Origin of the sequence: Streptomyces prasinopilosus, from assembly GCF_001419695.1 — a bacterium.
GTDB lineage: Bacteria > Actinomycetota > Actinomycetes > Streptomycetales > Streptomycetaceae > Streptomyces > Streptomyces prasinopilosus.
This window is the reverse complement of record NZ_LIRG01000492.1, coordinates 1-5,565: the sequence shown is the minus strand read 5'-3', so window position 1 is coordinate 5,565 and position 5,565 is coordinate 1. Positions and strand designations below refer to the sequence as shown.

The window sequence follows — 5,565 nt, the reverse complement described above, 5'->3', positions numbered from 1 at the left end:
TCCTGTTCGGCTTCGAGCGCTGGGCGGAGGTAAGGGGGACCGACGGCCGCCCCGCGCTCGAAGCCGAACAGGACTGGACCCGTCGCGAGATCCAGACCGCGCTCGACCGCGGGATCCTGGTGATCCCCGTGCTCGTCGGAAAGGCAACGCGGATCGACCGCACCGTCCTTCCTGACGATCTGCTGGAGCTGGCAGACTTCCAGTACAGACGGTTCGACCATCGCAACGCCGAATCGGACCTGACGACGCTCGGGGACACCCTCGCCCGGCTGCTGCCCGAGCTGAGCAGGGTGGACCGCGACGACCGTGCGGCAAGGGAGCGGACGGAGGCGAAGTCACGCGAGAAGTCGGCCCGGGACACCGGGCACATCAGGATGCGGACGCGTGACGTCGAACAGCGCGTGCGCGGCGGCATCGGAAACCTCAACGGAAACCTGTCCGGCACCTTCGTCAACGAGCCGCAGGGGCCTGTGAACACCGGCCGGGGCCACCAGTACAACGCACCTCACTTCGAGGGCGACAACACCGGGGTCCAGTTCACCGCCGGCGACAACAGCGGTACGGTCCACCAGCGCTTCGAGCGCGAGCGCCGGCGCTCGGACGACGGGCGATGACCGAGCAGGACCGCGTCACCGTCAACGATCCGCGCGGCCCGGTGAACAACGGCGAGGGGCACCAGTACGTCTTCTACGGCGCCGCCACTGACTGGATGACCCGCAAAGGGGTCGGGTCCCTCCGGATCGCCCGCGAGGACCGGGTGCGCCTGGCCAACCGGTTCGTTCCCCCCAGGGGCTACCGCATCGCCGCCGACCACTTGGAGAAACCGGGGTCGGTGGTGCTGCTGGAGGGACCGCCCGGCAGCGGCCGCCGTGCCGCGGCGATCATGCTGCTGCACGGGTTCGGTGAGGACAGGAGCACCGACGAGGAAAGGGTCCGGGTCGAGGAGCTTCCCGCCACGGCCACGGACGAGAACAGGAACGACAAGCCACTCACCCCCGGTGAGGGGGACCGCTTCCTTCTCGACCTCTCCGGAATCACCGACGAAGAGGAGTACACCAGGGCCCAGCACCGTCTGGCCGTGCACCAGTCCAAGGTCCAGGAGGCGGGGGCCCACATGGTCGTCGTCCTGCCGTCGGTCATGGAGCACGCCCATGCGCCGGACTTCGAACCGCACAGGGTGAAGCTGGAGCGCCCCCGGGGCGTCGCTGTCGTCACCCGGTACCTCCGCATGGACCGGATGGCCTTCCACCCTGCGGATCTGCGGAGCGCCGACCTCCAGCGCCTGTGTGACCGCTCCCCCATGCGGGAACTGGCGCGGCTCGCGGGGCTGGTGAAGGCCGCCCGCGACAGTGGCCGGTTCGGATCCGACTTCGCGGGATGGCTCGACCAGGCGATACACGCGGTGACCGACCGTGCCGGTGAGGTGGGTCAGCAGATGGTCGCGGTCCGCACCGCACCCGAGCGGGCCCTGCTGCTCGCGGCGGCAGTGTTCGAGGGAGCTCGCGCCGACACCGTTTACGAGGCATGGCAATGCCTGTTGAAGGAGGTGGGGTACAAGGAGGAGGTGACCTCCGAGTTTGCGCAGACGGACTTCGGGGAGCGGTTGAAAGCGCTCGGGATCGAACGGGCCCCGGACGGACGGCTCCGCTTCGAGCGGCTAGCCTACGCCGACGCGGTGCAGACGTACTTCTGGGCGAACTTCCCCGGGGTACGCAACCGCCTCAGGGACTGGATCGGCTCTGCCGCCGAGCTGGACGGCCTGACCACCGACGACCAGGTGGACGTCGTCGTCCGCTTCGGCGATCGGTCTCTGGCCGTCCGGCGGCCCGACGACCTCTTCGACCTCATGGTGCGCTGGGCGAACGACGCGGCCAGAGCGTCCGGCGATCCGCGAGCCGCGACAGCTCTCGAACTCGGTCTCCGCCACGAAGAGTTCGGGGGTTGGTTCCGCAGGCGGATATACGAGTGCGTCACGAGGTCCGGCTCCTTGTCCGACGGCCTGGCCCGTGTCCTGACAACCGCCTGTCACCAGAGCCTCGGCGCGACGCACCCAGATCAAGCAGTGGTGCGCCTCCACCACCTCGCCGTACGGAGGGAGGGGGCAGCACACGGGGCCCGGGAAGCGCTTCTCGACCTTGCCGGCCGTGACCGTCGGCTCTACCGACTGCTGATCGACCGCCTGCGGGACCGGGCACGTCAGGAACAACCCGGGGCACATTCCCATCTCCACCTGCTCGCAGAGCTGTTGCGGAGTGACCGAGCGCCGGACCCACCCCGTTGGCCGGACCTGTTCCTGGGCTGGAAGACGGTGTTCTCGCAACCGCCGACGGAACTCTGGAACCCGCTGGTGAACAGCTGGCTGGACGCCGTGGCGGACGACCGAACGCAAGAGATGGCGCTGAACGTGATGGTCAGGGCGACGCACGGCCGCACTGCCGCCCTCCACCGCCTCTACGTCATCGCCTGCGGCTGGGCACGGTCTGCGCGCCACCCGTCCCGGGCGGCCGTCGCCGCCCTCTTCTGGCGGCACATCGACCAAGCGCAGTACGCCCGCCCGGAGACGGAGCGTGCGGGCGCCGAACCCCGGACCACGGAAGAGGAACGATGAAACACCGTTCTCCCAGCCTGCTGTTCGTCGCTCTCTGCGGCCTCGCACCAGCTGTGCTCGGACACTTTCTGGACTGGTCGGCATGGTTGTGGGGATTTATGTCCATGGTCACGGTCTCCGGTTCCCTGCTGCTCGTGATGACGGTCCTCAGCGGTGGCCGCACGCCCGCCGACCCGTACGAGTCCGGGGAGCCCGAGCCGCCCGCGGTGCCGACAGAGCAGCCGTACCAGGAGGCACGGGTGGTCGACGCGGCGCTGCCGAGCGCGACGGACGGTTACGACTTCCTCTTCTCCGCCACCGTGTGGTGGAGGCCGGTCCCCGACCACGCCGGCCACGCCGACAGCACCTCCTCAGCCCTCGCCGTGTCCTCGGTCGTCAGCCGAGCCCTGGAGGTCGTCCGTCACGAGGAACCCGGCCGGGCGAGCTTCGCACGGTACCTCTTGGAGGGGCAGCTGGGCCTCCTGCTCCCGGATCTGAGCGGGCGGGTGAAGGCCATGGCGGCCGATGTGACGCTGACCCTCGCCCCAGCCGACCGCGAACGCCTGCAGAAGCTGAACGATCTTCGCAAGGACGAGGAGATCTGGGAGTACGAACGTCAGCACGAGCGCAACAAGCGGCGTTACCTCGGTGACGACGTGCTCAAGAGCGCGGGCAGCGCGGTGGTGTGGTGGCTCGCCCGCCACGAGAACGAAATCGAGAAGGCGGTGGACATGATCGGCCCGCTCGCCCAGGTGACGGCGGCGGCCAACGACGAGGAAGTGCCCGAGCTCTTTCGCCACCTGCTCGTCCCGCCCGTGGGCGCACGGAACGAAGCGACCGTCGGGGGCCCGCTGTGGGACGGGGACGACCACGGAGGAGGGGTGTTCGACCGCGAGGAGGAAGTAGGGGTCTCGGATCGACTGCGCCTGTTGCTGACGGAGGCGGGCCTGAAGCCGGACATGGACGGGTACACGGTGCTCGCGCACCGCGTGATGAGGTTCTTGAAAACAGAGGGGCTGGACGAGGCCGCCGACGAGATCAGGCATGCCTTTGGCCTGGCGCCCGACGAGAGCCCGGAGGACGACCCTTCGGGCGAGGGGAGCCCTTGGCCGCCCCCCTCACCGGCCCCCGAGGGACCGCCGTTCACCGACCCGGACGTGGCCGCTGGTGCGAGCACGTTCACACCGAGGACGGCGGGGGGCAGCGCAAACACCGAGGACCGGGGTCGGGGTCGGTGGGAGACGGGCGAGGAAGATACTCCGTCTCCGCACTTCTGGGACCTGTCTCACAGCCCGCACCGGCCCGCCGAACCCGGCCCATGGGACGAGGACGACGAGAACAGGGTCTGATCCGGTAGACGGTCGGCTCTCCGAGGCTCCCCTTCGCCGCACACCGCGGCAGGGGAGCGTCCACCCGCCCCCAGTCCCCTTGCGCACAGCCACGAGAAACGGCGATGCGAAGACAGAGGTCCGAGGAGCAGGATTCCCGGCACCGTCCCAGCACGGGAAACAGCAGAGGGCCGGCTCCCTGAAAGCCGGTCCCCCTGTCCTCCGCGAACACAACGAAGGGCCTGACTTGCAGTAACGCTGCGATCACACGTTGAACCGGAACTCCACCACGTCGCCGTCGCGCATGACGTAGTCCTTGCCCTCCATGCGGGCCTTGCCCTTGGCGCGGGCCTCGGCGACCGAGCCGGTCTCGACCAGGTCCTCGAAGGAGATGACCTCGGCCTTGATGAAGCCCTTCTGGAAGTCGGTGTGGATGACTCCGGCGGCCTCGGGGGCGGTGGCGCCGCGCTTGATGGTCCAGGCGCGGGTCTCCTTCGGGCCCGCGGTCAGGTACGTCTGCAGGCCGAGGGTGTTGAAGCCGACGCGGGCGAGGGTGGCGAGGCCGGGCTCCTCGGCGCCGACCGACTCCAGGAGCTCCATGGCGTCCTCCTCGTCCAGCTCGGCGAGGTCCGCCTCGAGCTTGGCGTTGAGGAAGATCGCCTCGGCGGGGGCGACCAGGGCGCGCTGCTCGTTCTTGAAGTCCTCGTCGGTCAGTTCGTCCTCGTCGACGTTGAAGACGTAGAGGAACGGCTTGGTGGTGAGCAGGTGCAGGTCGTGCAGGAGCTCGGCGCGCTCGCTGCCCTGGACGATGCCGTGCGTGAAGAGCGTGTCGCCCTTCTCCAGGATCTCCTTGGCCTCCTCGACCGCCTTGACCTTGGGCGCGATGTCCTTCTTGATCCGCGACTCCTTCTGCAGGCGCGGCAGGACCTTCTCGATGGTCTGGAGGTCGGCGAGGATCAGCTCGGTGTTGATCGTCTCGATGTCGTCCTTCGGCGAGACCCTGCCGTCGACGTGGACGACGTTCTCGTCCTGGAAGGCGCGGATGACCTGGCAGATCGCGTCGGATTCGCGGATGTTCGCCAGGAACTTGTTGCCGAGGCCCTCGCCCTCGCTGGCGCCGCGGACGATGCCCGCGATGTCGACGAAGTCGACCGTGGCCGGGAGGATCCGCTGGGAGCCGAAGATCTCCGCGAGCTTCGCCAGCCGGGCGTCGGGGACACCGACCACGCCGACGTTCGGCTCGATGGTGGCGAACGGGTAGTTGGCCGCCAGCACGTCGTTCTTGGTCAGGGCGTTGAACAGGGTCGACTTGCCGACATTCGGCAGGCCGACGATTCCGATCGTGAGCGACACGTTGCGACTTCCCGTACGTGAGGATGGGGGCGGGGACCGGCCGACGGGCGCGTGGGCCGATCCACCAGTCTACGGCGTGCCCGTTCCACACCCCGTCCGCAAATCGAACGCATGGACAGCTCTCGCTCCCCGGCGTGTCCGTCGGCCCATTCGGCACATAAACAGACCTAAGTTGGTCCAGTGGAGCAACACAGCACGCGACCTGCCCAGTACGGACCGCGACGCGACCGGCCGGCCCGGCCGCCCGTGCCACCCCGGCCTCCACTGCCCCCGCAGGCGGGGCGGGCCCCCGGGGGC

At 69.0% G+C, this 5,565-nt stretch carries 4 protein-coding genes; 3 read left to right on the top strand and 1 reads right to left on the bottom strand.

The genetic code is table 11. The annotated features are described in order from the left end of the window. The 3 genes from AOK18_RS20330 to AOK18_RS20320 all read left to right on the top strand — a co-directional run. Positions 1-614, top strand: a 614-nt coding sequence (locus AOK18_RS20330) for a hypothetical protein (RefSeq protein ID WP_055695299.1), incomplete at its 5' end; no start/stop codon positions are given. Continuing rightward, a complete protein-coding gene (locus tag AOK18_RS20325) occupies positions 611-2,608 on the top strand; it encodes a hypothetical protein (protein ID WP_055695298.1) in 1,998 nt (665 codons plus the stop codon). The genes AOK18_RS20330 and AOK18_RS20325, both read left to right, overlap by 4 nt. Further along, positions 2,605-3,936: a hypothetical protein gene (locus tag AOK18_RS20320; protein WP_055695297.1), complete on the top strand. Its 1,332-nt coding sequence runs from the start codon at positions 2,605-2,607 to the stop codon at positions 3,934-3,936. The genes AOK18_RS20325 and AOK18_RS20320 overlap by 4 nt, the downstream gene beginning before the upstream one ends. Positions 3,937-4,179: 243 nt before the next feature. Here AOK18_RS20320 and ychF read toward each other — a convergent pair whose 3' ends face one another. Then, positions 4,180-5,268: a redox-regulated ATPase YchF gene (gene ychF / locus AOK18_RS20315; RefSeq protein ID WP_055571338.1), complete on the bottom strand. Its 1,089-nt coding sequence runs from the start codon at positions 5,266-5,268 to the stop codon at positions 4,180-4,182. Positions 5,269-5,565: the final 297 nt, after the last annotated feature.

Bases quoted from the DNA above. Each gene is read 5' to 3' on its own strand.
- AOK18_RS20325 (WP_055695298.1), top strand. From the start codon at position 611: ATGACCGAGCAGGACCGCGTCACCGTCAACGATCCGCGCGGCCCGGTG.
- AOK18_RS20320 (WP_055695297.1), top strand. From the start codon at position 2,605: ATGAAACACCGTTCTCCCAGCCTGCTGTTCGTCGCTCTCTGCGGCCTC.